Source organism: Halomonas sp. M20 (assembly GCF_020622265.1).
Lineage (GTDB): Bacteria > Pseudomonadota > Gammaproteobacteria > Pseudomonadales > Halomonadaceae > Modicisalibacter.
Genome location: NZ_JACNMQ010000010.1, coordinates 73,613 through 95,040 on the forward strand (window position 1 = coordinate 73,613; position 21,428 = coordinate 95,040).

Here is a 21,428-nt window from a genome sequence, read left to right on the forward strand (position 1 = left end):
CGCCATGAATCATGACGGGAATGGTGAGGGGATGACGTGCCGAGGCGATAAACCCCCCGGCCGAAGCCGGGGTGAGAGGTGGGAGGTAGGTCAAGAAACGCGTCAAAGCCCCATGGCAGATGAGGTCGAGCGGCGTGGGTCCGCCCCGCCGGTGAAAACGCCGTCTTCGATCATCAGCGATTGGGCTGCGCCCATCGCTTCCTGCTGGCTCACAGTGTGACCCAAGGACTCGAGCAGGGCGATAGTGTCCGGGCTGATACCTTGCTCGATGCGAATCTCATCCGGCAACCACTGATGGTGAATGCGCGGCACGCTCACTGCGGTCTGGATGTTCATGTCGTGGTCGATGACGTTCATCAATACCTGCAGGGTCGTAGTAATGATGCGCGAACCGCCAGGGCTGCCGGTGACCAGGAAGTTCTTGCCATCTTTCTTGACGATAGTGGGCGTCATCGACGACAGCATGCGCTTATCGGGTTCGACCTTGTTGGCCTCGCCACCGAGCAGACCATAGGCATTAGGCACCCCGGGCTTGGCGGAGAAGTCATCCATCTCGTTATTGAGCAGAAAGCCCGCCCCTTCGACGACGATACCCGAGCCATAGCTGAAGTTGATGGTGTAGGTATTCGATACCGCCATGCCGTTGCCGTCGGCAATGGAGAAGTGAGTCGTCTCGTTGGATTCATAGGGCAGTGGGTTACCCGGCGCAATCTCGCTGCTGGGAGTGGCCTTGTCCATGGATATCTGGCTGCGCAATTCATCCGCGTAGCCTTCCGAGGTAATGCCTTTTAACGGCACCTCGACGAAGTCCGTGTCCCCCAGATATTCCGAGCGATCCGCATAGGCCCGTTTCATGGCTTCCGCCATCACGTGAATGGTATTGGCGGAGTTGAAGCCTGTTTTGCCGATATCGTAGTTCTCGAGAATATTGAGCATCTGTACGATATGCACGCCGCCGGAGGAGGGTGGGCTCATGGCGTAGATATCATGACCGCGATAGGTGCCGTGGCTGGGCTCGCGGATCGCGGGCTCGTAGTTGGCCAGATCCTCCATGGTCATCAGGCCGCCATTCTTTTCCATTTGGGTGGCGATCAATTCTGCAGTCTTGCCCTCATAGAACTCCTGGGGCCCTTGTTCGGCGATGCGCTTGAGGGTCGCTGCCAGATCCGGCTGCTTGAAAACCTCGCCGACCTGATAAAGGCTGCCATCCTCCTTGAAGAACTTCTTGCGCGAGCCGTCCCACGGCTCCAGCCGATCCCGGATGTCACGAATACCATTCACGAAACGCTGGGGCAGGGCAAAGCCATCTTCCGCCAGGCGAATCGCCGGGGCCAGGGCTTCGGCCAGGCTCAGGGTGCCGTATTTTTCCAGGGCCATGGCCAGACCGGCCACGGTGCCGGGCACCCCTGAGGCGTTATGGGTGTAGCGAGAGAGTTCGGATACCGCTTCGCCCTCGTCGTTCTGGAACATGGTTTCAAACGCCGCAGCTGGTGCCTTCTCCCGGTAGTCGATGGCGACGACCTCGCCGCTTTTCTCATCCGACACCAGCATGAAACCGCCGCCGCCGATATTGCCGGAGCGTGGTTGGGTCACGGCGAGGGCAAAACCCGCGGTCACCGCCGCATCCACCGCGTTGCCGCCGTCTGCCAAAACGTCCCGCGCGACTTTCGAGGCCAGAAAGTGGCTGGTGGCGACCATGCCTTTTTCACTGACTTCGGGATGGAAGCGTTCACCTTCGAGAATGGCCTGCTGGGCGGGGACGGCGGTTGACGTAGCCACTGCCAGAACGCTGACACAGGCCAGCGTCGTGAGTCGGTTGATAGGGGGCGAAAAGCGTATGCGCATTATTGTCTCCTGATTCGAGATGTTCTTGTATCAAGCATTTCTCAATATCGACGTAGAATCCAGGATAAGCAAATGTCATCCGTCCACAGAGCGATCCAATTGGGCTAGAATGAGCGCTTTCCGTATTTCTACCGTACTTCGACAACGAGCCATGTCTAACGTGAACTCCGATTACGACGTCCCCGATCACACCACTGATTTCAAGATTGCCCCTTCGATTCTCTCTGCAAACTTCGCCTGCCTGGGCCAGGAAGTCGATGACGTGCTGGCCTCCGGTGCGGACATCGTGCACTTCGATGTGATGGACAATCACTACGTGCCCAATCTGACGATCGGGCCGATGGTCTGTCAGGCGCTACGCAAGCATGGTGTAAGCGCTCCCATCGACGTGCATTTGATGGTCAGGCCGGTGGATCGCATGATTGGCGAGTTCATCGACGCCGGTGCCAGCTACATTACCTTCCATCCGGAGGCCTCGGAGCATATCGACCGCTCTCTGCAGCTGATCAAGGATGGCGGCTGCAAGGCCGGGCTGGTATTCAATCCGGCTACGCCTCTTAGCTATCTCGATCATGCGATGGACAAGCTCGATATGATCCTGCTGATGAGCGTCAATCCCGGTTTCGGGGGGCAGTCCTTCATTCCGAGCACCCTGGACAAGCTGCGTCAGACCCGGGAGCGCATCGATGCTTCAGGGCGTGCCATTCGTCTGGAAGTCGATGGCGGCGTGAAGATCGACAACATCGCCGAGATCGCCCGAGCCGGGGCAGACACTTTTGTTGCTGGTTCCGCAGTGTTCAAAGGGCGCTGCGAAGAGGATGCGCATCGCTATGACAGCGTCATTCAGGCGTTTCGCGATGAGTTGGCTACCACTGTGACGGCCTGAGCGTGTCTGAAGAACAGTTGGAAGAAGATCAGGAGATTTTTACCTCAAGCGGCTGGTATCTGTATGTACTGGAGACGGCCCGAGGGGCGCTTTATACCGGTATCACTACAAATGTGACCCGGCGTTTCGAAGAGCACCGAAAGGGCAGGCGGGGGGCGCGTTCCTTGCGCGGAAAAGGGCCGCTGCGTCTGTTGCATCATCAGCCTCTCGGCAGTCGCAGTGAAGCGCTGAAACTGGAAGCCTGGCTCAAGAAACAGTCCGCCCCCGCCAAGCGTGCCTGGCTGGAAGAACAAGGTGTTTCGATCTAATTTCTTCTTTCGTTATCGTCTATCCTTGCTCACCCGATTTTACCTGGAGCCTTATGCATTCTTGTCTTGAGGGGATTCGTCTTGTCGCCTTCGATCTGGATGGCACGCTGATCGACTCCGTTCCCGATCTGGCCGCCGCGGTGGATGTCATGCTCATCGAGCGAGATCTCCCGCCGGCGGGCGCTGCACTGGTACGAGATTGGGTGGGCAACGGTTCGCACAAGCTGGTAGAGCGGGCTCTGCACTACGCAACCGGTAACGTGCCGGATGAAGCAACGCTGGATATGGCGCATACTGCCTTTCTGGAACACTACGGTCGCGCTCCCCATTCACGTACCCGAGTCTACCCAGGCGTAAAGAAAGCGCTAATGGCGCTGAAGCAGCGGGGGCTCATTCTGGTGCTGGTGACCAACAAGCCTCACGCCTTTGTCGCACCGATTCTCGATGCCTTGAGCCTGGCAGGGTATTTCGAAGTGACCCTGGGAGGCGACTCTCTGGCGCAAAAGAAACCCGATCCGGCGCCCTTGCGCTATATGGCCAACCGGTTCAACGTTCCGTGTGAACAGTGCCTGATGGTCGGGGATTCCCGCCATGACATGGAAGCCGGCAAGCGGGCAGGTTTTCGTACTATTGCGGTCCCCTACGGCTATAATCATGGTGAGCCGATCATCGATAGTGAGCCGGATTTGATAGTTGAATCCCTGAAAGAACTCGTTTAGGGTTGTTGAATAACGCTATAAATAGCCGAAAATCAATAAGATTCAGCAATAACGGACTGCTCATGATGCTGGATGCCTTTCCTTTCTCTCGGGTCTTTCAATATAGCCAGCAAGGTATCTTGCCTTGCAGCGCTACGCTTTTCCGGCCCGTCAAGCGTTGGCGATGGTGATGGGCTCGTGATTCACCCATTGATGCTTGCTTGACCCAGTGGCACCAATACGTTGGTCGACTTAACCTGTCTCTACCCATCCTGAAGGAATAGCCGGGCATGATGACTCTCGAACGCTTCGCCGAGCTGGCGCAGGCTGGCTTCAATCGCATTCCGATTACCCGTGACGTATTGGCGGATCTCGACACACCGCTGTCCACCTATCTCAAACTGGCGGATGCGCCTTGGACCTTCCTGCTCGAATCCGTTCAGGGCGGCGAGAAGTGGGGCCGCTACTCCATCATTGGCTTGCCTTGTCGGCAGCGCATCGAGGTGCGTGGCAACGAAGTGCGTCATATCGTCGATGGTGAACAGTCCGGCGTCACCCAGGCTGAGGATCCGCTACTCTGGATCGAGCAGTTCCAGACCCGCTTCAAGGTGCCTCAGTTCGATGAACAACCGCGCTTCGATGGCGGGCTGGTGGGATACTTCGGTTACGAGACCATTCGCTATATCGAGCCGCGTCTGCGTAGTGTCGAGGCGCAAGAAAAACCCGACCCCATCGGCGTACCGGATATTCTCTTGATGGTCAGCGACGAGTTCGTCGTGTTCGACAATCTCTCCGGCAAGTTGACCTTATGGACCCATGCAGACCCTGCCGAAGATGAGGCCTATGAACGGGCGGTTCATCGACTGGAGCTGCTGGAGGTGGAGCTACGCGCTGCGAGCCTGGATTTTGCGAGCCCCGGAATCGGTGCCAGCGAGGGCAAAGAAAGTCATTTCACCCCGGGATTCACCGAAGAGCGTTTCAAGGGGGTGGTGACCACCATCAAGGAGTATGTGCTGGCTGGGGATGTCATGCAGTGCGTGCCATCCCAGCGCATGTCGATTCCGTTCAAGGCGTCGCCGCTGGATCTCTATCGCGCGCTGCGCAGTCTCAACCCCTCGCCCTACATGTTCTATCTGAACCTCGACGATCATCAGGTCGTGGGCTCGTCCCCGGAAATCCTGACCCGTCTCGAGAATGGCGAGGTATCGGTGCGTCCTCTGGCGGGTACCCGCAAGCGCGGCCGTAACGAAGAGGAAGATCGAGCACTTGAGGCAGAGCTGCTTGCGGACCCCAAGGAAATTGCCGAGCACGTCATGCTGATCGATCTCGGGCGTAACGATGTAGGGCGCATCTGCGAGGCAGGGTCCGTCAAGGTCACGGATCGCATGAGCATCGAGCGCTACTCCCATGTCATGCATATCGTTTCCAACGTGACCGGGCGCCTGTCGCCGGGCTTCTCCGCTATCGACGTGCTGCGGGCGACCTTTCCCGCCGGTACGCTTTCCGGGGCGCCGAAGATCCGCGCCATGCAGATCATCGACGAATTGGAGCCGGTCAAGCGCGGTATCTACTCCGGCGCCGTGGGGTATCTTTCCTGGCACGGCAACATGGATACCGCCATCGCTATCCGCACCGCGGTGATCAAGGACGGGCAGCTGCACGTTCAGGCGGGAGCCGGCATCGTGGCGGACTCGGTACCAGAGCTTGAATGGCAGGAAACCCTGAACAAGGGACGCGCCCTGTTCCGCGCCGTGGCCATGGTGGAACGCGGCCTGGATAATCTCGAACCCTAGGGTGCAATGTTAATGTGCAACCCAGATTTCTGCCCAGGAAGCTATCCATGGGCGTGCCGGAGTAAGTGCTGATGTCAGTGCTAATGATCGACAACTACGACAGCTTTACCTTCAACGTGGTCCAGTACCTGGCGGAACTGGGTGCCGTGGTCGAGACCTATCGCAACGACGCCTTGAGTCTTGCAGATATCGAGGCGCTGGCGCCAAGCCATATCGTGATCTCCCCGGGCCCCTGTACGCCCAACGAGGCGGGTATTTCCCTGGACGTGATTCGCCATTTCGCCGGCAAGCTGCCGATTCTAGGAGTGTGCCTGGGGCATCAAGCGATCGGTCAGGTGTTCGGGGGCAAGGTCGTGCGGGCGCCTCAGGTGATGCATGGCAAGACCTCCCTTGTAGAGCACCGGGGCGACGGGGTGTTTTCAGGGCTGGAAAACCCGCTGGAAGTGACTCGCTATCATTCATTGATCGTCGAGGCAAAGAGCCTGCCGGAAGAGCTTGAAATCACTGCCTGGACCGAGGATGACGATGTCACCCCCGGCGTGATCATGGGGCTGCGTCATCGCACTTTGGATATCGAAGGCGTGCAGTTTCATCCAGAGTCGATATTGACCCGACAGGGGCACGAACTGTTGAGCAACTTCCTCGAACGGGCTCGGCCTTTATCGTAAACAACTATTTATATTGTTGGCTTATACCGTTATCTTATGCTGTGGCCATTGCAGCAATGAGGAACCCGACATGCAAATGCGAGAAGCAATCGACGCCGTGATGTGCAGTCGCGATCTGAGTTACGACGATACCCATGCCGTGATGCGCCATATCATGACCGGCGATGCCACGGATGCCCAGATCGGCGGTTTCCTGATCGGTCTGTCGATGAAAGGCGAGACGGTCGACGAGGTCGCAGCGGCGGCTCAGGTCATGCGCGAGTTGATGACTCCGGTCAACGTTCCCCTGAATGATCTGGTGGATATCGTCGGTACCGGCGGGGATGGCGCGAATCTGTTCAATGTCTCCACCGCCTCAAGTTTTGTGGTGGCGGCTGCGGGCGGTCATGTGGCTAAACATGGCAATCGCAGCGTGTCATCTTCCTCCGGCAGCGCCGACCTGTTCGACATCGCCGGTATCAAGCTCGATCTCTCCCCGGATCAGGTGGCGCGCTGTATCGAGCAGGTGGGGGTAGGGTTCATGTTCGCCCCCATGCATCACCCCGCCATGCGCTATGCCATCAATGCCCGGCGCGAAATGGGGGTGCGCACCGTGTTCAATATTCTCGGACCGCTGACCAATCCCGCCGGTGCCCAGCATCAACTGTTGGGGGTTTATCAGCCCGAGCTGGTACCTCTGATGGCGGAGGTGCTGGGGCGACTGGGCAGTCGACATGTGCTGGTAGTGCATGCAGAAGACGGGCTCGACGAGATTTCCCTGGCGGCACCGACGCAAATTGCTGAGCTACGCGATGGCAGGATCGAGAAATACATCATTACCCCCGAAGAACTCGGCATAGAACGCCAGCCACTCGACCCTCTCAAGGCACTGACCTCGGAGGATAGCCTGCGGCTGGTCAAGGAGGCCTTGATGGGCGAGGGTGCCGCGGCGGACATCGTGGCGCTGAACGCTGGTGCTGCGCTTTATGCCGCGGATATCGCGGATAGCATCAAGGAAGGGGTGGCATTGGCTCAGGACGCCATGGCATCGAAGCTAGCCTTGGAAAAGATGAAAGAGTTGACGGATTTCAGTCGCGTATTCAGTGATCAGTGATCAGTGATCAGTGCCGAGTCCAGACTACGCTTTTGCCTAGACATCTATATAAACACTCACTGGACCGTCCGCCCCTAGCCACGAGCTTGCCCTTGGACCATTAAAACGAAATAGAGAGGCGTGCCATGACCGCATCCACTGATTTGCCCACCGTTCTGGCCAAGATATTGTCGCGCAAGGACGAAGAGGTCACCGAGCGCCGAGCCCGGATCCCGGAAGCGACGCTTATGGAGCAGGCGCGTGAGCAGAGTGCTCCGCGAGGTTTCATCAACTCCTTGAACCGCACTATCGAGGAAGGCGATCCTGCGGTGATTGCCGAAATCAAGAAGGCCTCACCTTCCCGCGGCGTCATTCGCGAGGACTTCAACCCGGCAGCGATCGCCAAAGCCTATGCGCAGTCCGGGGCCAGCTGCCTATCGGTATTGACCGATGCAGATTTTTTTCAGGGGCACGAAGATTATCTGATGGCGGCTCGCGATGCCTGTGAGCTGCCAGTGATCCGCAAGGATTTCATCGTTCATGACTATCAGGTCGTCGAAGCCCGGGCCATTGGTGCGGACTGTATTCTGCTGATCGTTGCTGCCTTGGACGATGCGCGAATGAAGGATCTGCATCAGCAGGCCGGGGAGCTCGGCATGGACGTGCTGGTGGAGGTTCACAATGCCCTGGAGCTGGAGCGCGCCCTGACGCTCAACCTTGAGCTTGTCGGTATCAACAATCGCGACCTACACAGTTTCGATACCTCTCTGGACACTACCTTTCAGCTGCTTTCCCGGATTCCCGAAGGTGTGACGGTCATCACCGAGTCGGGTATCAATACCCGGGGCGACGTCGAACATATGCTTGAATATGGCGTGAACGGCTTTCTCGTCGGGGAAGCCTTCATGCGAGAACAGGACCCCGGGGCGGCGCTGCGGCGCATGTTTTTTTAAGAGTCCATCCACGATCTACTGCACTCGGCAATACGGCGTTGAAATCGATCTGGTACGCCAGCCCGGTTCGAATGCTCATTTACACCAGTAAACTCGAGCGCGAGCCCGGTGCTTTCCTCGATCAATTTCGCCTTAACTCCGCGTCCCGGTCTGGCCTTCGTTCGTAAGGATCGTGAATAGACTCTATGTGTTCTTTCTTACGCGTGCTCTTCGCGTCCGAACACGGGTGATTCCGGATAGACCAGGCTGATCAGGGTTTCGCCAGGCTGAGGCTCCAGAGGAATTTCGCTGTTGGCCACGCGAATACGACCGTTGGTATCAATGCAAAATAGCGCCATGAGCTTGTCATCGTGCAGTTCGCGATATTGCTCGAGATCGACCTCGTCGTGCAGTTGGGCGCTACGCAGTTCGGCACCTTGCTTGATTAGCTCCTGTAGCCGGGTGTAGGTGGCGTTCTCGTTGAATAGCACCGGCAAGTGGCCCACGGCTTGGTCCCGGTAATGGCGATCGCTACGCTCACGGGTTTCCGCCAGTTGAAAGACCTTGCCGTAGGCGAACTCGTTGGCGTAATACAGTGCTGCCAAGGTGTTGAGTTCGCGATAAGGCGATAGCGGCAGCAGATGACCGATACCGGACAAGTCCATGTGCTGTTCTGCATGTCGTGAAAGAAGATTGCCATAATAAACCGGCAACCCTGCCATGCGTGCTGTCTGGATCGCGTCCCAGTCCGTATCCGTAAGACGTACCGGGAAGCCCGCTTGCTGCAGTTCAAGGCCGATGACTCGCGCGACCGGGTTGGCACCCAAAATCAGAAATCCGGAGGGTGGTGGCTCGACGACCTTGAGCATTCGGGCAATGGGTCTTGAGAGTAGACTTTGTACCACGACCGTGCTGATGATGGTCAGAAAGGCTATCGGCACCAGCATCTCGGCGCCGGCAACCCCTAGATCCCCGAGCTTGATGGCGAACAGCGACGCCACCGCGGCAGCGACGATACCCCGGGGCGAGAGCCAGGCAAGCAGCGCCTTTTCCCGCCATTCGAGCCCGCTTCTCAGGGTACATAGCCAGACCACTAATGGTCGCCCAACCCACACCAGCACCCCCAGAAACCCCCAGGCCGGCCAGGATAGCAGCGCCAGCTGCTCCACCGTCAGACGCGCCGCCAGCAGAATGAAAAGCCCCGAGATCAACAGAATCGTCAGGGTTTCCTTGAATTCGAGAATCTCGTCGGTGGGCACGCCGCGCATGTTGGCAAGCCAGATGCCCATGACCGTCACGGTCAGAAGCCCTGACTCATGAAAAAGCACATCTGACGTGGTGAAGAGCGTAAACACCATCATCAAGGTGCCGAAGCTGTGCAGGCGCGGTGGTAGCCAGCGACGGCGCAATATCTGCCCCCAGGCGTAGCCGCCTAGGCTGCCAAGACCAAAGCCGATGAGCAGCGTCTTGCCAAACAGCAACAGGGTATGCAGAGCGGCCCCGTTGGCAGCCCCCTGGGAATAGCCCAGTGCCACGAACTCATAGACCAGTACGGCGCCGATTGCACCGATGGGGTCGATAAGAATGCCTTCCCAGCGCAGAATCTGAGTGAGGTGTTCCCGGGCACGTAAAGTTTGCAACAACGGCAGTACGACGGTGGGCCCGGTGACCACGAGAACCGCTCCCAGTACGCTCGCCATTTGCCAGGACAGATCGAGAATGTAATGGGCGGCGGCGGCACCGATCACCGCGGTGAGCAGGGCGCCCCAGGTAACCAGATGCCAGACCGTGGGGCCATGACCGCGCAAATCCTTGCGGTTCAGGGTCAAACTACCCTCGAACAGGATCACCGCCACGGAGAGCGACACCAGAGGGAACAGCAGATCGCCGAACAAGGCGTCAGGATCGAGCAGATGCCCTACCGGGCCGATCAGGATGCCGGCAATCAACAGTAGCAGGATGGCGGGGAGGCGGATGCGCCAGGCCGTCCATTGGCACAGCAGCGCCAGCAGACCGATGCCTGTCAGCGCGATGGCTGGGTTTTCCATGATTACTCGCGACAAGTGGGCTCTTTAGCTAAAGAACCGGAAGAAAAAGGAAAGGCCGATCCTGGCCTTTCCCGCATGATGTATCAAGATCGCTTGATTGCCTTCAACAATCCCTGCAAGGGGTGATCGAGCTGCACCTCGGAGAAGCGTCTTACCTGACTGCGGCAGGAGTAGCCCGTAGCCAGCAGGCGATCGGTATTATCATCGTTTTCGACCTGGCGCTGCCAGGATTGCCCGTAGATGATTTTCGATGTTTCCAGATTGCGGGTTTCATGGCCGTAGGTACCGGACATGCCGCAACAGCCGCTAGCGAGCAGTTCAAGCTCCAGGCCAAACGCCGCGAATACCTGCTGCCAGGCCCTGGGTGAGCCCGGGGCATTCGTCTTCTCGGTGCAGTGAGAGAGCAGCTTGAAACCGGGATCTTCCAGCGTCAGGCGGCTCGGCATCAGCCGCCGACCGAGAGAGATCAACCACTCCTGCAGCAGCAGAACGTCTGGCGCGGCCTGCGGCCCCAACGCCTTGGTGTACTCCTGGCGATAGGTCAGGGTCATGGCCGGATCGATGCCCACCAGGGGAACACCGAAGGCAGCCAGGGCCTTGAGCCGCCGGGCCTGTTTTTCCGCAGTGCGTTCAAAAGCGCCCAGGAACCCTTGCACGTTGAGGGGTTTGCCATTGGGTGAAAAGGGCGCCACGAATACGCGGATATCCAGTCGGGCCAGCAGTTCGACGATATCCATCACCAGCCGCGACTCGAAGTAACTGGTGAAGGCATCCTGCACGATGACGACGCTACGCACCTTCTGCTGCTCCGTAAGCAGTCCGAGGCTGGTGAGCGTGGCTTCGGCGATGCCCCAGGCCGCAAGCTGCTTCTTCAACTTGGCTCGAGAAATTCGGGGGCTGTCGACCATGCCGATGTGGCGCGTCATCAGGCGATCGACCAGCCGATTTTGTAGCGCGGCGTTGTAAAGCGGTGCAATTGTCGAGAGATAAGGCACCACGAACTCGAGTCCGCCGATCAGATAGTCACGCAGGGGGCGCTGATAGCGCCCGTGATAGACCTCGAGAAACTGCGAGCGAAACTCCGGCACGTTGACCTTGATCGGACACTGGCCGGCGCAGGACTTGCAGGCCAGGCAGCCCGCCATGGCGTCATAGACTTCATGGGAGAAATCCTCTGTGCCGCGTCGCTGGCGGAAGCTGTTCCACAGCCGCAATGGTGTGTCTCGCAAGAACCCCCAGGCGCCCTCGGCTTTTTTCTTGCGCGACTCCTCGACCACATCGGTACCGGCGTTGCCCTGCAGGCGCAGCCATTCTCGCATCAGGCTGGCCCGCCCCTTGGGGGAGTGAATACGTTCCCGAGTCGCCTTCCAGGACGGACACATGGCATCATCCGGGTCGTAGTTGTAGCAGGCGCCGTTGCCGTTGCAATAGACTGCGCTTGCATGCGCCTGCCACACTCGCTCATCAATCTGGCGATCGAGTTGCCCGCGGGTGGTCACTTCGTCGATAGCCAATAAGCCTGTATCGATAAATCGAACGGGTTCAAATTCCTTCTCTTGATTCGAAGCAACGAAAGGCGTCGCGATCTTGCCCGGGTTCAACTGGTTGTACGGATCAAAGGCAGCCTTGAGCCGCTGCAACGTAGGGTAAAGTTCGCCGAAGAACCTGGGCGTATATTCCGAACGTATTCCCTTGCCATGCTCGCCCCACAGCAGGCCGTGATACTTCTGGGTCAGCGCGGCGACCTCATCGGAAATTTCGCGAATCATGGCCTCCTGATCCGGGTCTTTCATGTCCAGCGCTGGGCGCACATGCAAAACGCCGGCATCCACATGGCCGAACATGCCGTACTCGAGCCCGTGGGCGTCCAGCAGGGCGCGAAACTCGCCAATATATTCCGCCAAGTGTTCCGGCGGCACCGCGGTATCTTCCACAAAAGGAATGGGGCGCTTTTCACCCTTGGCATTGCCCAGCAGGCCCACCGCGCGCTTGCGCATGGCATAGACTCGGCCGATTTGCTCGCGCCCCTTCGCCAGGGTATAGCCCAGACGCTCGACCTGCGTATCCGCAGACAGATGTTCGGTAAAGATGGACACCTTGGCCTCGAGTTCATCCGGATCGTCGGCGTTGAACTCTACCAGGTTGATGCCGAGTATCGTGGCCGCTTGAGCTGCCTGAGGTGCGGTTACGGTATCGCGGGTAACGTCGGTTTGCTCCGCTGTGACCTGAGCCTCGGTGTTGGGAAAGAACTCCGCCACGCTGTCCCAGACGAAGTCTTCCATGGCAAGGCCGAGCACCTTGTCGTCCACAGTTTCAATGGAGGTCGGTCGATTGGTCTCTACTTTCATCAGCGCCTTGGCGTCCCGCAGGGCGTCCATGAAGCTCGCGTAGCGCACGTTGACCAGAGTGGAGTGTCTGGCCATGGGCAACACGTTGAGGGTGGCCTCGTTGAGAAAGCCGAGCGAGCCTTCCGCGCCGCACACAACGCTGTTGAGATTGAAGCGGCCCTCTGGCGTGCGCAGGTGGGCCAGATCGTAGCCGGTCAGGCAGCGGTTGAGCTTGGGGAAAACGGCCTCGATCTGTTCGCGTTGTGTGTCGATGATCGCGCGTGCGGTGCGGTGTACCTCGCCGATGATATTCTGCTGGGCACACAGTGCATCCAGTTCATCGTCATCAAGGGGGTGGCTTTCCAGGCGCTTGCCGCCTATCAGCACGCTATTCAAGGCCAGTACATGATCGTGGGTCTTGCCGTATTCACAGCTGCCTTGACCGCTGGCATCCGTTGCGATCATACCCCCGATGGTGGCGCGATTGGAGGTGGAGAGTTCCGGGGCAAAGAAGAGCCCATGAGGTTTCAGGGCGGCGTTGAGCTGATCCTTGACTACCCCGGCCTGAACCCGCACGCGGCGGTTCTCGACGTCGATGTCGAGAATACGGTTCATATATCTGGAAACATCCACCATCAAGCCATCGGTCAATGACTGGCCGTTGGTGCCGGTGCCACCGCCTCGAGGCGCCAGCGCCACGTTGCGGAATTCCTCCTGTGCCGCCAGTTTGGCGATGCGCTGCAGATCCTCGACGTTGCGCGGATAGAGCACCGCCTGGGGCAGGCGCTGATAGATGGAATTATCCGTGGCAAGCACTGTGCGATTGGCGTAATCCGCCGCGATATCGCCGGCAAAGCCTTGCATTTCAAGCGCTCCGATGAAAGCTATATAGCGTTCATCGATCCGAGCAAGCGGTTCAAGTCGTGCAATCATGATTTTTGAAATAGTCGTGTGACATCAACAAGGCGATAAGTCTCCAGCTTACCCGAGAAGCCGGCGGAACGCATTGCGATGATGCGATATGGGTATTGGGCGCCATGGCCCAGCGAGTCGCTTTTCACTACAATGGAAAGCCGATTTTTCTAATGCCTGGAATTGATCATGACGACATGGCTAGCCGTGGCCATTGGTGGCGCTGTTGGCGCGCTTAGCCGCTACCTGATGAGTGGATGGTTGACCGCAATGCTGGGACGCGGATTTCCCTGGGGCACCTTCGGCGTCAATCTGCTGGGCTGTTGTCTGATCGGTGCGCTCTATGTCTGGCTCACGGAGGAGCTCAAGCTTCCCCCGCTGTGGCAAGTGACACTGGTGGCAGGCTTTACCGGCGCCTTTACCACCTTCTCTACCTTTTCTCTTGAAATCCTGACGCTACTCGAAGGCGGTCGTATGCCCACCGCCATTCTTTATGTGGCTACCAGCCTGGTGCTGGGTGTCGCGGGAGTGGCGGCGGGGATGCGGGTTACGCGGCTCTTCGTCTAATTTCACTGTTCAACGGATAGAATCTCATGCTCGATCCCAAACTGCTTCGCAGCGACCTTGATAGCGTTGTAAAGCACCTTGCCACACGTGGTTTTACCCTAGATGTCAACCGGTTCGAGACGTTGGAGACTCAGCGCCGGGAGCTGCAGACCGAGACCGAGCGGTTGCAGAACGAGCGCAACACTCGCTCCAAGGCCATCGGCAAGGCCAAGGCATCAGGGGAAGACATCGAGCCGTTATTGGCACAAGTCAGCGACCTGGGAGAGCGGCTGGATGCTGCCAAGGTGCAACTAGCGGAGAACAGCGCCGCGCTGGATGATTTTCTGACCGGGTTGCCCAATTTGCCTCACGAGAGCGTGCCCGAGGGCAAGGATGAAGACGATAACGTCGAGTTGCATCGCTGGGGCACCCCTCGGGAATTCGACTTCGACGTTCGGGATCATGTTGACCTGGGTGCCAAGCTCGGCTATCTCGATTTCGAGATGGCAACCAAGCTGACCGGTGCGCGCTTCGCGGTGATGCGCGGGCCGATCGCTCGGCTGCATCGGGCGCTCGGCCAGTTCATGCTCGACAAGCAGACCTTTGAGCATGGCTATGAAGAGTGCTACGTGCCTTACATGGTCAATCCCGATTCGTTGCGGGGCACCGGGCAGCTGCCCAAATTCGGTGAGGATCTGTTCAAGCTGGAAGGCGACAATGACTACTACCTGATTCCCACCGCCGAGGTGCCGCTGACCAACTTCGCTCGGGATCACATCTTTGATGCCAAGGAATTGCCTCTGCGCCTGACCGCCATGACACCCTGTTTTCGCAGCGAAGCCGGTTCCCACGGCAAGGATACCCGGGGCATGATCCGCCAGCATCAGTTCGAGAAGGTGGAGATGGTGCAGATGGTGGCGCCGGCCACCAGCTATGCGGCGCTCGAGGAGATGCGCGGCCATGCGGAGGCCATTCTGCAAGCGCTGGAGCTACCCTATCGGGTCATCACGCTTTGCACTGGCGATATGGGGGTGGGTGCCGCCAAGACCTACGATTTAGAAGTCTGGGTACCGAGTCAGCAGTCCTATCGCGAGATCTCCTCGGTCTCCAACTGCGAGGATTTCCAGGCCCGACGCATGCAGGCGCGCTTCCGCGATCCGGAATACAAAAAGCCCCAGCTGCTGCATACCCTGAACGGCTCCGGGCTGGCAGTGGGGCGTTGTCTGCTGGCGGTGCTGGAAAACTATCAGAATGAAGATGGCTCGATCACGGTGCCCAAAGCGCTACGCGGTTACATGGGCGGTGTCGAGCTGATCAATTCTTGATCTCCCAGGCAACGCTGACACCGGCGTCGATGGTGATTTCCCCGGAGCGATACTCCGGGGCGGAGCCGCCTTGCTTGGCCTCGGCGCTCATCGCCAGCATGCGCGGCGCGAAAACCGGCGCATTGGTTTCTTGAATGGTGAGTACCTGGCCCAGTTCGACGCCTAGGGTGCTGGCCATCAGCTGAGCCTTGTGACGCGCTTTCTCCAAGGCCTGGGTCAGCGCCTTGTCCGTGGCGGCGTCTCGATCCTTGAGGTCGTAGGTGACACCATCCAGCGCATCGACTCCTGCCTCGGTCAGTGCATCGAGAATGGCGGGCAGTCGTTCGAGATCCTCGATGCGCAGGCTGACCGGACGTTCGAGCTGGGTGCGCACCAGTGTTTCCGGTGGTTCGTCTTTCTTCACCTGGCGGTGCACATAGTCCGGACGTACTGACAAGGAGCCTGCGGTAATGGCTTTGCCCTCAAGACCTTCTTGTTCCAGAGTGCGGATGAGCTTGCCGGTACGCTGTTCGAGGCGTTTGCGTGCTTCCGCCAACGCTTGCGGATCCGATTGTGTGTCTTCGGCTCGTGCAACAGTCGGCGTGCGCTCCCACAGACGCGCATTCAGCGTCGCCATGTCAGGTTTGGCCTTTATTTCGGCTTGGGCCTGTACCTGAACCCGCTGAGTCTCGGGCATCGGGGTCGGGGATTGGGCCTGAGCGGTCGTTGCCACGCCCAGCAGGCTTCCCAGTATCAAGGCGCCGGCTAGCGCATGGCCTGAATGGGGAATGAATTTCATGAGGTTTTCTCCTGGGCAATAAAAGACGAGAGATTGCGTTTTGGAACGATTACTCAATCCAATGTTTCTTCAGAACAGGCTAGTGCACAATCTTTTCTTTATCGAAAGGGGGTAAGCGTTGAGCCGAGCAGGGTTGATCTCGCTGGTATTGCTGTTGTTCTTCAATGCCTCGAGTCAGGCAGCGGCCATTACGGTGACCGATGACGCAGGTAATAATGTCCATCTCTCGGCGCCGGCCAAGCGTGTCGTTGCCCTGGCGCCCCATGCAGTGGAGATGATCTACCGGGTAGGGGCAGGCGAGTCATTGGTCGGGGTAATCGCAGGTAGTGATTATCCAGCCGAGGCGCAATCGCTTCCTCGCGTTGGCAGCTACCGCGGCATTGCGTTGGAAGCAATATTGGCACGCGAGCCGCAGCTGGTGATTGCCTGGGGAAGCGGCTCGCCCCAGACGGTGATCGAGCGGCTGCGCAGCCTCGATATCCCGGTCTATGTCAGCGAGCCGCGCCGGTTGCTCGATGTGGCGGCTAGCCTGCGAGATCTTGGTCGGTTGACCGGGCACCAAGTGCAAGGAAATGCAGCGGCCCTGGCATTCAGGCAGCGGCTGGCTGAGCTTGAGCAGTCTCTCGAAACGTCGCCTCGGGTATTTTATCAGCTCGGGGAGAATCCGTTGACCACCCTGGCAGATGGCCACATCGTCACCCAGGTCATTCGTCACTGCGGTGGCCAGCCGCTGTTTGCCGAAAGCCCGGTGTTGGTGCCGCAGATCGGCCGCGAATCGTTGATTGCAGCCCGACCGGACGTCATTCTAGCGGCTAGTGCAAACGATGGCTGGAAATCCGACTGGCAACGTTGGGCGATATTGCCAGCGGTACAACACCAGCGTCTCCATACCCTCGAACCGGACTGGATCAGCCGCCCCGGGCCGCGCCTCGTCGAGGCGGTGGAGCAGGTGTGCGAGGCTTTGGATCCGCAATAGTATTAGCTCTCCAAGGAAACGCTGAAGAAATCGACGAGCGGTTCAAGCACAAGGCGCCCGGAGCACAGGCACCGGAGCATATGGGGTATATGTGAGGATGCCGTCCGGGCTGGCGCACCAGCACCGCGTAACGCAGTGATTGAGACGCACAGTCATTTATTCGGTGTTTTCTCAATAATCGATGCCGCGCCGAGCCTGCACCCCACTGTTGAAAGCATGGCGCGTTTCCTGCATCTCCGTCACCGTGTCCGCCATATCGACTAATTCACGATGAGCATTGCGGCCGGTAACGATCACGGTCTGCTCTGCAGGGCGGCTGCCGATGGCTTTCTTGACTACCTCGATATCCAGATAGCCAAACTTGAGCATGTAGGTGATCTCGTCGAGTACCACCAGATAAACCGACTCATCTGCCAGCATCCGCTCGGCCTCCCGCCATACTTCAAGGCAGGCCTGGGTGTCGCTTTCGCGATTCTGGGTATCCCAGGTAAAGCCGGTCGCCATTACCTGAACCTCCAGATTGTCATCCGCGATCAGCCGTTCCCGCTCGCCGCATTCCCACAGCCCCTTGATGAACTGGATGACCCCGACCTTGTAACCGTAACCCAGTGCTCGGGTCACCGTGCCCCAGGCGGCAGTAGTCTTGCCCTTGCCGTTGCCGGTAAACACCAGCAGTAGTCCGCGCTGTTCCTGGGCATTGGCAATTTTTTCATCGACATGACTCTTGAGCTTCTGCATCGACTGTTTGTGGCGGATATCGCGATCGGTCATGATATTTCCTGGACAAGTTATGTCATCTATGAAGGAGGATGCTTAGCAGCAACGTCTTCTGAGTGCTAAAAAATTGCTTTTTCTAATAAAGAAAAAATGAGTTTTTTAGCTATATGAGATTTTCCTATGGGCTTTTTATTAACAAATGTTACTTTTTGGTCGTCGTTTGTTTACATTAGTTGACGTTTTGGATTTAAAGGTTAACAATTGGATGCATATTGCATAGAGCTCGTTGTTTTGCTAACGGAGCATGGTCAAAAAGAACCATATATCAAATGTTTTAGTATTAAATTAACTTAAATTATCGGCTCTGTAATAAGTGTATTGATTGTTAAATTAAAGATTTAATTTAATTTTTTAGGTATAGCGGGGAACATCCATGTTATCGCATCAGCTTAGCCAATCACTCGAGCGCAGTGTCCGGCTTCCATCCTTGCCTACGGTGGTATTGCGCGTAGTCGAGCTGGCACGGGACTCTAATGTCAACCTCCAAGACATTATCGACAACCTGGGACGCGATCCAGCGCTCTCGGCGCGTCTATTATCTCTTGCCAATACCGTGTTTTATGCCCAGCACAAACCTGCCGAGGACTTGACCCAGGCCGTCAGTCGAATAGGGCTGGAGCGTACCCTCTCATTGGCGCTGGGGTGCAGTCTAGTGGCCTCCACCAAAAAGCAGGGGGTCGGAGGGTTCAATTTAGAACGATATTGGCAGCGTTCACTAATTTGTGCTTTATGCGCCAAGTCATTAGCGGAGTCATTAAATTTGTCGGGTGAGGGAGGCGCATTGTTTACAGCCTCTCTGTTACAGGATATTGGCATGTTGGCAATGCGTGCCGTTGATGAAGAGCGCTACCTTGGCCTGCTTGTCGACGCCAATACGCATTCTGAGCTGGTTGCCCTGGAGCGTCGAGTATACGATAGCGACCACGCTGAAGTAGGGGCTTGGCTGGCTGAGCGTTGGCAACTCTCCGAGAGAACCTTGAACTGGATTCGCAGCAGCCATGACGAATTGGTAAAGACAACCTCTCGAGAGCAGCAGATAACCAATTGCATCATCGCCGCGAGCATGCTAGCCGACGCCTGGATTGAAGGGGAGGCGTCACTGGGATCGGTGATGATCACCCTCGAAGACTATTTCGACATTGAAACGACCGAGTTGCTGGCGAGCATCATGACGCTGCAAGAACAGCTTCCTTTGCTGGCGTCACTATATGACATTGCGGTTCCGGAACGACTGGATAGTAACCAGTTGATGCTTGAGGCAAAACAGGTTCTATCCGACAAGAATGAAAGCCTGCAACGAGATATTGACCGACAGCGCGAGGAAATTGAGCTGCTTCGCCAGCAACAGCAAGCATTGAGTTTGCAAGCCAAGATCGATCCGCTTACTCAAGTCTATAACCGTACCCATCTTGCAGAGCTGCTGAGTAGCTCATTCGACGCCAAGGACGAAAAATTTCAACCCTTGGCGATCATTTTTATGGATCTCGATCACTTCAAGAGCATCAATGACCGGTTCGGACATGTCATAGGCGATGCAGTGTTAAAGAACTTTGCCTCGACTCTACGTGATATGGCGGGAGAGGTAGGCGGTCAAGTAGGGCGTTATGGCGGTGAAGAGTTCGTTGTCGTTCTTCCAAATAACGATGAAGAAAACGCTACATTGTTTGCCGAGAATGTGCGGGAAAGATTGCAGAAAACGGCACTCGGTGGCTCCAGGAAAACGGATATCCATATCACCGTGTCATTCGGGATTGCAGCCATTCAGGCCGGCGACGAGTTCCGTGATGTCGAATCGCTGTTCGATGCTGCGGATAGTAGCATGTATGAATCCAAGCGTGCCGGACGGGACCGCATCACTGTGTTTTCGTCGAAAGATGACTGTGTTTCGAGTTAGGAGGAGATCATGGGGTGCTGATTTTCTTCGGTCAGTGGGGGTGAGGGCGATCAAGAGTATCCCAATGCCTGCTTGAGATAACGGTGATGGGTGTTTACCCAGTTGGCGTCAATTGGCCCCCAATCACGAATGACATAACCGCCGGTATTGTGCCGGGCGCCGGCCTTTCGCTCGAATTCGCAGAGAATATCCAGCTCCCCAAGGGCGTTGACGGTGTCTTGGGCGGTACGCCGAGGCATGCCCGTAGCGGCGATGATATCCGGCACGCTGGCAGTCCCGTTGTTGATCAGATAAGCCACATAAATCCGGCGATAGAAGCTGGACTGAGTCTTGCTGATGGAGGGCTTGCTGGTTGGCGTCTCGTTACTGGGCATGAAGCGTCTCGTAAGGCTCGGTGTGGAGCCATGTTAACAGCTCAGAGAAATAGATCACCTTGAGCGCGAGGTGCCCGAAACCCACTGCAGTCCAGTCCCATCTCTGCCCGTCGTCCAAGACCCAATCGTTTGCTAGCCTTGCTGAAACGCTGAGCCAGCAGCTCGGCGAATACGCCCTGGCCACGCATACGCTGGCCGAAACGCGGGTCGTTGGCCTGTCCATTTCGGCACTGGCGCATCAAACTCATCACCTTGCGGGCCCGCTCTGGGTAATGGGCGATCAACCACTCCTCGAACAGTGGCGCCACCTCCCGAGGCAAGCGCAGCAGTATCCAGGCTGCTGTGCGTGCACCGGCGTCATGGGCTGCCTGTAACAAGTTTTCCATCTCATGATCGTTCAGGCCGGGAATGATTGGCGCTAGCAGTACGCCGGTGGGTATCCCTACGGCGCTCAATTCTCTAAGGGTCTTGAGGCGCGCCTTGGGCGAAGCAGTGCGTGGTTCCAGGGTGCGTTTGAGTTCATCGTCGAGGCTTGTGAGGCTGATAAAAACTCGCACCAATTGCCGCTCGGCCATTTCTTCGAGTAACGACTTGTCCCGCAGAATCAGCGCGCTCTTGGTAACCAGGGTGACAGGATGCCGGCATTCCAGCAGTAGTTCGAGAATGGCCCTGGTCGTGCGGCGTTCGGCTTCCAGAGGCTGGTAGCAATCGGTATTGCCGGACAAGTTGATGGGCCGACAAGCATAGCCGGGTTTGCATAACTCTTCGTGCAAACGCTCGGTGAAACCCGTGCGCGCAATCAAGCGGGTCTCGAAATCGATACCTGGCGATAGATCCCAATAGGCATGGCTGGGACGTGCATAGCAATAGATACAGCCGTGCTCGCAGCCCCGATAGGGATTCAGAGAGCGATCGAAACCGAGATCCGGTGATTGATTCCAGGAAAGCGCGCTCTTCGAGGGTTCGTCTCGCACGGTGGTTGCCAAGCGCTCGGGAAGAGTGTCCTGCCACCAGCCATCATCGATAGCCTCGCTGTGGGTGGGCGCGAATCGGTTATCGGGATCAAACGTCGCGCCGCGGCCTTTGCGCAGCAAAGAGGGGTGTTGCATGGACATGGGATTACCGCCTTATGCTGTATTTAAATGGCTATGTTGGCATCTGCTGTTGGCGTCCTATAAAAATACTGTATAAACTACTGTATATCCAGTTTTCTCTGGAGTCCGCCATGAAGCATGCAGATCTTAAAGATCTTGAGCAGACACTGGCCTG

Annotated in this window: 18 protein-coding genes; 11 read left to right on the top strand and 7 right to left on the bottom strand. The window is 57.5% G+C overall.

The window, feature by feature from the left end; translation table 11 throughout:
• Window positions 1-102: 102 nt before the first annotated feature.
• On the bottom strand, window positions 103-1,845 hold the full coding sequence (gene ggt / locus H7850_RS17935; protein ID WP_227370857.1) for a gamma-glutamyltransferase: 1,743 nt from the start codon (window positions 1,843-1,845) through the stop codon (window positions 103-105).
• 151 nt (window positions 1,846-1,996) lie between these two features.
• Here ggt and rpe point away from each other — a divergent pair, with 151 nt between their 5' ends.
• The 7 genes from rpe (at window position 1,997) to trpC (ending at window position 8,223) form a co-directional block, all read left to right on the top strand.
• Window positions 1,997-2,731, top strand: a complete 735-nt coding sequence (rpe, locus tag H7850_RS17940; protein ID WP_227370858.1) for a ribulose-phosphate 3-epimerase — start codon at window positions 1,997-1,999, stop codon at window positions 2,729-2,731.
• A 2-nt stretch (window positions 2,732-2,733) separates the two neighbouring features.
• Entirely contained in the window at window positions 2,734-3,039 is a 306-nt protein-coding gene (locus tag H7850_RS17945; RefSeq protein WP_227370859.1) for a GIY-YIG nuclease family protein, read from the top strand.
• A gap of 53 nt (window positions 3,040-3,092) precedes the next feature.
• A complete protein-coding gene (locus H7850_RS17950) occupies window positions 3,093-3,758 on the top strand; it encodes a phosphoglycolate phosphatase (protein ID WP_227370860.1) in 666 nt (221 codons plus the stop codon).
• A 272-nt stretch (window positions 3,759-4,030) separates the two neighbouring features.
• Window positions 4,031-5,530 carry an anthranilate synthase component I gene (trpE, locus tag H7850_RS17955; RefSeq protein WP_227370879.1) on the top strand — a complete coding sequence of 500 codons (1,500 nt, stop codon included), beginning with the start codon at window positions 4,031-4,033 and terminating at the stop codon, window positions 5,528-5,530.
• Window positions 5,531-5,601: 71 nt separating this feature from the next.
• On the top strand, window positions 5,602-6,198 hold the full coding sequence (locus H7850_RS17960) for an anthranilate synthase component II (RefSeq protein WP_227370861.1): 597 nt from the start codon (window positions 5,602-5,604) through the stop codon (window positions 6,196-6,198).
• A gap of 70 nt (window positions 6,199-6,268) precedes the next feature.
• Window positions 6,269-7,291 carry an anthranilate phosphoribosyltransferase gene (trpD, locus tag H7850_RS17965; RefSeq protein WP_227370862.1) on the top strand — a complete coding sequence of 341 codons (1,023 nt, stop codon included), beginning with the start codon at window positions 6,269-6,271 and terminating at the stop codon, window positions 7,289-7,291.
• A gap of 125 nt (window positions 7,292-7,416) precedes the next feature.
• Window positions 7,417-8,223, top strand: a complete 807-nt coding sequence (gene trpC / locus H7850_RS17970; protein WP_227370863.1) for an indole-3-glycerol phosphate synthase TrpC — start codon at window positions 7,417-7,419, stop codon at window positions 8,221-8,223.
• Window positions 8,224-8,420: 197 nt separating this feature from the next.
• On the opposite strand, the gene H7850_RS17975 is transcribed toward trpC, so the two are convergent.
• Window positions 8,421-10,250 carry a cation:proton antiporter gene (locus tag H7850_RS17975; RefSeq protein WP_227370864.1) on the bottom strand — a complete coding sequence of 610 codons (1,830 nt, stop codon included), beginning with the start codon at window positions 10,248-10,250 and terminating at the stop codon, window positions 8,421-8,423.
• Window positions 10,251-10,333: 83 nt separating this feature from the next.
• Window positions 10,334-13,510, bottom strand: coding sequence for an FAD-binding and (Fe-S)-binding domain-containing protein (locus H7850_RS17980; RefSeq protein WP_227370865.1), 3,177 nt, complete (start codon window positions 13,508-13,510; stop codon window positions 10,334-10,336).
• A gap of 168 nt (window positions 13,511-13,678) precedes the next feature.
• Between H7850_RS17980 and crcB the strand changes: the two genes are divergently transcribed.
• Both crcB and serS read left to right on the top strand, forming a co-directional pair.
• Window positions 13,679-14,056 (top strand): fluoride efflux transporter CrcB, encoded by a 378-nt coding sequence (gene crcB, locus H7850_RS17985; protein ID WP_227370866.1) that lies wholly within the window; start codon window positions 13,679-13,681, stop codon window positions 14,054-14,056.
• Window positions 14,057-14,082: 26 nt separating this feature from the next.
• Window positions 14,083-15,360: a serine--tRNA ligase gene (serS, locus tag H7850_RS17990; RefSeq protein WP_227370867.1), complete on the top strand. Its 1,278-nt coding sequence runs from the start codon at window positions 14,083-14,085 to the stop codon at window positions 15,358-15,360.
• Here serS and H7850_RS17995 read toward each other — a convergent pair.
• Entirely contained in the window at window positions 15,350-16,138 is a 789-nt protein-coding gene (locus tag H7850_RS17995) for an SIMPL domain-containing protein (RefSeq protein WP_227370868.1), read from the bottom strand. The genes serS and H7850_RS17995 overlap by 11 nt on opposite strands.
• 118 nt (window positions 16,139-16,256) lie before the next feature.
• Here H7850_RS17995 and H7850_RS18000 point away from each other — a divergent pair, with 118 nt between their 5' ends.
• A complete protein-coding gene (locus tag H7850_RS18000; RefSeq protein ID WP_227370869.1) occupies window positions 16,257-17,114 on the top strand; it encodes a cobalamin-binding protein in 858 nt (285 codons plus the stop codon).
• 171 nt (window positions 17,115-17,285) lie between these two features.
• Here H7850_RS18000 and cobO read toward each other — a convergent pair whose 3' ends face one another.
• A complete protein-coding gene (gene cobO / locus H7850_RS18005; protein ID WP_227370870.1) occupies window positions 17,286-17,885 on the bottom strand; it encodes a cob(I)yrinic acid a,c-diamide adenosyltransferase in 600 nt (199 codons plus the stop codon).
• Window positions 17,886-18,264: 379 nt separating this feature from the next.
• Between cobO and H7850_RS18010 the strand changes: the two genes are divergently transcribed.
• A complete protein-coding gene (locus H7850_RS18010; protein WP_227370871.1) occupies window positions 18,265-19,785 on the top strand; it encodes a GGDEF domain-containing protein in 1,521 nt (506 codons plus the stop codon).
• A gap of 50 nt (window positions 19,786-19,835) precedes the next feature.
• Here H7850_RS18010 and H7850_RS18015 read toward each other — a convergent pair whose 3' ends face one another.
• Complete coding sequence (locus H7850_RS18015; RefSeq protein WP_227370872.1) at window positions 19,836-20,159, bottom strand: winged helix-turn-helix domain-containing protein; 324 nt, start codon at window positions 20,157-20,159, stop codon at window positions 19,836-19,838.
• A 41-nt stretch (window positions 20,160-20,200) separates the two neighbouring features.
• Complete coding sequence (locus tag H7850_RS18020) at window positions 20,201-21,268, bottom strand: PA0069 family radical SAM protein (protein ID WP_413614171.1); 1,068 nt, start codon at window positions 21,266-21,268, stop codon at window positions 20,201-20,203.
• Between the last annotated feature and the right edge of the window lie 160 nt (window positions 21,269-21,428).

Bases quoted from the DNA above. Each gene is read 5' to 3' on its own strand.
- crcB (WP_227370866.1), top strand. From the start codon at position 13,679: ATGACGACATGGCTAGCCGTGGCCATTGGTGGCGCTGTTGGCGCGCTT.
- rpe (WP_227370858.1), top strand. From the start codon at position 1,997: ATGTCTAACGTGAACTCCGATTACGACGTCCCCGATCACACCACTGAT.
- H7850_RS18015 (WP_227370872.1), bottom strand. From the start codon at position 20,159: ATGCCCAGTAACGAGACGCCAACCAGCAAGCCCTCCATCAGCAAGACT.
- cobO (WP_227370870.1), bottom strand. From the start codon at position 17,885: ATGACCGATCGCGATATCCGCCACAAACAGTCGATGCAGAAGCTCAAG.
- trpD (WP_227370862.1), top strand. From the start codon at position 6,269: ATGCAAATGCGAGAAGCAATCGACGCCGTGATGTGCAGTCGCGATCTG.
- ggt (WP_227370857.1), bottom strand. From the start codon at position 1,845: ATGCGCATACGCTTTTCGCCCCCTATCAACCGACTCACGACGCTGGCC.
- trpE (WP_227370879.1), top strand. From the start codon at position 4,031: ATGACTCTCGAACGCTTCGCCGAGCTGGCGCAGGCTGGCTTCAATCGC.
- trpC (WP_227370863.1), top strand. From the start codon at position 7,417: ATGACCGCATCCACTGATTTGCCCACCGTTCTGGCCAAGATATTGTCG.
- H7850_RS17960 (WP_227370861.1), top strand. From the start codon at position 5,602: ATGTCAGTGCTAATGATCGACAACTACGACAGCTTTACCTTCAACGTG.
- serS (WP_227370867.1), top strand. From the start codon at position 14,083: ATGCTCGATCCCAAACTGCTTCGCAGCGACCTTGATAGCGTTGTAAAG.
- H7850_RS18020 (WP_413614171.1), bottom strand. From the start codon at position 21,268: ATGCAACACCCCTCTTTGCTGCGCAAAGGCCGCGGCGCGACGTTTGAT.
- H7850_RS17975 (WP_227370864.1), bottom strand. From the start codon at position 10,250: ATGGAAAACCCAGCCATCGCGCTGACAGGCATCGGTCTGCTGGCGCTG.
- H7850_RS18010 (WP_227370871.1), top strand. From the start codon at position 18,265: ATGTTATCGCATCAGCTTAGCCAATCACTCGAGCGCAGTGTCCGGCTT.
- H7850_RS17995 (WP_227370868.1), bottom strand. From the start codon at position 16,138: ATGAAATTCATTCCCCATTCAGGCCATGCGCTAGCCGGCGCCTTGATA.
- H7850_RS17980 (WP_227370865.1), bottom strand. From the start codon at position 13,510: ATGATTGCACGACTTGAACCGCTTGCTCGGATCGATGAACGCTATATA.
- H7850_RS17950 (WP_227370860.1), top strand. From the start codon at position 3,093: ATGCATTCTTGTCTTGAGGGGATTCGTCTTGTCGCCTTCGATCTGGAT.